The organism is Microcystis sp. CS-574 (genome assembly GCF_028329095.1).
Lineage (GTDB): Bacteria > Cyanobacteriota > Cyanobacteriia > Cyanobacteriales > Microcystaceae > Microcystis > Microcystis ichthyoblabe_A.
The window spans coordinates 1-3,279 of the sequence record NZ_JAQMSY010000202.1 but is presented as its reverse complement, the minus strand read 5'-3'; the positions used below and the strand labels follow the sequence as shown (position 1 = coordinate 3,279).

Genomic DNA, 3,279 nt, shown 5'->3' with positions numbered 1-3,279 from the left:
TCCCCCAATAGCCATTGATTTGGATATTGTTACCGACAAAAGCCGTATTAGAGAAGTCGAGAGTATTATCACTCCAATCACCGACGATGGTGACTTTTCCTGTTACTCCTGTCCCGTCGATGGTTTCAATGCCACTATTGGCGCTAAAGGAAAGAATCCCCAGGTCCACGTCTCCTGTACCCAAGGCCGCAATTTTATCCACCCCAGAGGTGCCGGTATCGGTGTAGATGTCGTAGCCTTGGAAACTCGACCAGCCTCCTGCTAGATTACCGGAGACATAATAAGTGTCTGAGTCTTCACCTCCATCTAATTGGTCATTGTCTGCACCACCATAGAGGAAGTCATTACCAACCCCACCCGATAAAGTGTCAGACCCCCAATCTCCATCGATTAGGTCATCGCCGCCGCCACCATTGAGAATATCGTTTCCCCCGTAACCCATCAGGTTTTCGGCAAGATTCGTACCTGTAATCGTGTCGCTAGAGTTATCACCGTAAATAATGGTTTTCTGAAGATAGAAATAGTTGAGCCAACTGGAAACATCGTTAAGGCGAGCATTGGCATCACCATCTTCGTTGAGGAGACGATTGTCTTGGATGGTAAAGCCAATGTGATAGAGTCCATCGGCTACGGTATTGACTAAATTTTTACCGAAGTATTGGGTTGTCGCTCCGTCATTTTGCACCAGATGGAAGCCAGTTTCCTCATTTCCCTCATCGTCACCGTGGAGGAGGATAAATTCGTCATAGTGATTAGTGCGAACCCACTGATTGAGGGTGCGAATATCATCGCTGGTAATCCAGCCATCAGCAGCGATACCTGTAGCAGTAATGCCATCGACTAATAGATGGTTAAGTCCGTCGGCGGCGGCGGCTCCAGCGTTAATATCTCCCGCATTTGTCCACTTGGCTAAGCCAGTATCAATTTTGATGGTATCGACAATTTTATCTAATCCTGTGCCAGTGGTGGACTGATCAACGTAAAAATATGTTACCCAATCCGCTACGTCTTTGACTGTGGCATTAGCTGCACCATCTTCGTTGAGAAATCGCCCATTTTGGATCTGAAAGCCAATATGATAGATTCCGTCGGCAACGGTATTAACTAGGTTTTTCGCAAAATATGTGGTCTGAGCGCCGTCATTTTGAACTAAATGGAAGCCAGTTTCTGTTGTGCCGTCATCATCCCCATGCAGAACAACAAAAGCGTTATAACGGGTGGCATCAGAGCGAATCCAATTGTTAATTTGTGCAATATCGCTTTCGGAAATTGAACCATCGGCGGCGAGATTGTAGGTGGTAATCGCTGTTTTTAATAAATCATTCAGTCCATTGGCAGCATCAGCACCGCCAGCAATTTCTTGCCAAGGTATATTTTGCGCTAAACCCTGATCTGCAATAATTAATTCCGTAATCCGATCAAGTCCGGTATTAGTTGTGGCCCGATCTGTATAAAATTGAGTTAGCCAGTCCGCCACCTGAGCAACCGTCGCATTTGCGTTCCCATCTTCATTGAGAAAAGTACCATTTTGAATGAGGAAACCAATGTGATAAATGCCATCAAAAACCGTATCGACTAAATTCTGATTGCGATACTGTTGAGTCGCTCCGTCATTTTGGACTAAATGAAACCCTGTTTCTGTTGTCCCGTCATCATCGCCGTGGAGAGCAGTAAATTCTGCTAAACGGTTAGCACGAATCCAGGCATTAATCGCGATTACGTCACTGACAGTAAAAATGCCGTTAATAGCAACTCCAGTCGCTTGTTTGGCTTCTAAGATTAACTGATTTAATCCATTAGCTGCCGTCATTCCACCCGTAATATTTGTGCCGAGATTAGCACCAGCAAGTCCTGGATCTCTGCCAATTCTTTCAACCGTTTGATCTAGTCCCGTTCCGGTTGTTCCGGTTGGGTAATTCTGCACCATCGAATAAGATTTGCTTGCCATAATTTTTAACTATAAAAAATAAGGTAGTTAGTGAAACAGCAACAATTTTTAGACAAGTAACGACAAAACCGCACTAAGACAGGTTTATCCTAAATCCAGTTAGCAAAACCCAGTTATCATCAGAGACCACTGAAGTGGTCACCAGGAACAAGAAGGCTTGTCCACTGCACTGGATCAGGGGGATTTGGTGTTAACCTGACAATTGCGGATCGATATCCTCACCTATACCAGAAGTCGATCCCAACGGTTGGACAGTCTCAGATAGTCAATAAGTTCTAACCGATTGTCTTGCCTCTGCTCAGACCATCGAACGAGGCTTTCCGATCTTGATAGTCCTGAGTCGGCGTTTGATAATCTAACCTTTGATGGAATCTTAGATTACTGTAGCACTTTTTACAGATATTTGATCCCCGCTGCTTTTTCTCTCTTAGCGTTGCTTAAGTAAAAATACCTGATCTTGCGCGTAACTCAATTTAAAACTAGGCGATCGCTGCAAGCCTCCGATCAGATGGCTGACAACCGACTCGGTGCTATCTACTTTCACCAACTGGAGGTTGGGACGGTGGGTCAGGTGGGGAACAATTTGGGAAGTCGTCAGGACAATTTCCAGACTATCAAAGACAACTAATATAAAATAACTTTACATTTTTTTTATCACTTTTGGAAAATGCTATGCTCGTAGATGGGAAAAAAGAGCTAAAAATCTGCATTGATGCCAAGTTGATAATTTAAGCGCATCTTATGATAGTCTAAATATTTTCTTAAAGATGGTAGTAGGAAAGAGCGATCAAGAATGATTAAGGATAAAAATCAGCAAACCTATAAAGACCCTAGTATTGTCGGTTATTATGCCCAATTAACCGCGCTACAGCCAGCAGAAAAGACAATTTTAACCCTGCTGCAAGAGCATTTATCAACCATGAAAATGCTTGATTTAGGGGTAGGTGCGGGACGGACTACGAAGTATTTTGCCCCTCTTGTGGGAGAATATATCGGGGTTGATTATTCTGCGGAAATGATCGCCGCTTGTCGTCAAAAATTCCCCCATTTAGTCTGGCAAGTGGCCGATGCTAGAAATCTAGAACAATTTGCCGATAATTATTTTGATTTTATTCTCTTTAGTTTTAATGACATTGATTATATTTCCCATGCTGACCGTTTTCTAGTTTTAGGTGGTGATTCGGTAGTAGTGATGGCGGCTTAATCCTTTGCCAGGTGTGCATTGTAGTCATGGATAAAATACCAAAGGGTTCCCCAACGTGATTCTCCATTTTTTTAGAGAAAGATAGACTCTCTCTCACCAACCGAGAAATCCTTTGTCGAAAGGTATT

Annotated in this window: 1 protein-coding gene and 2 pseudogenes; 1 reads left to right on the top strand and 2 read right to left on the bottom strand. The window is 43.5% G+C overall.

The genetic code is table 11. The features are described 5' to 3' along the window. The coding region (locus tag PN470_RS16185; RefSeq protein ID WP_442930025.1) for a calcium-binding protein at window positions 1-1,948 on the bottom strand (1,948 nt) is incomplete at its 3' end. Window positions 1,949-2,741: 793 nt separating this feature from the next. On the opposite strand from PN470_RS16185, the pseudogene PN470_RS16180 reads away from it, so the two are divergent. Next, window positions 2,742-3,119, top strand: a pseudogene (locus PN470_RS16180) (class I SAM-dependent methyltransferase); the annotation flags it as partial. 29 nt (window positions 3,120-3,148) lie between these two features. Here PN470_RS16180 and PN470_RS16175 read toward each other — a convergent pair. Further along, a pseudogene (locus tag PN470_RS16175) lies at window positions 3,149-3,279 on the bottom strand (IS1 family transposase); the annotation flags it as partial.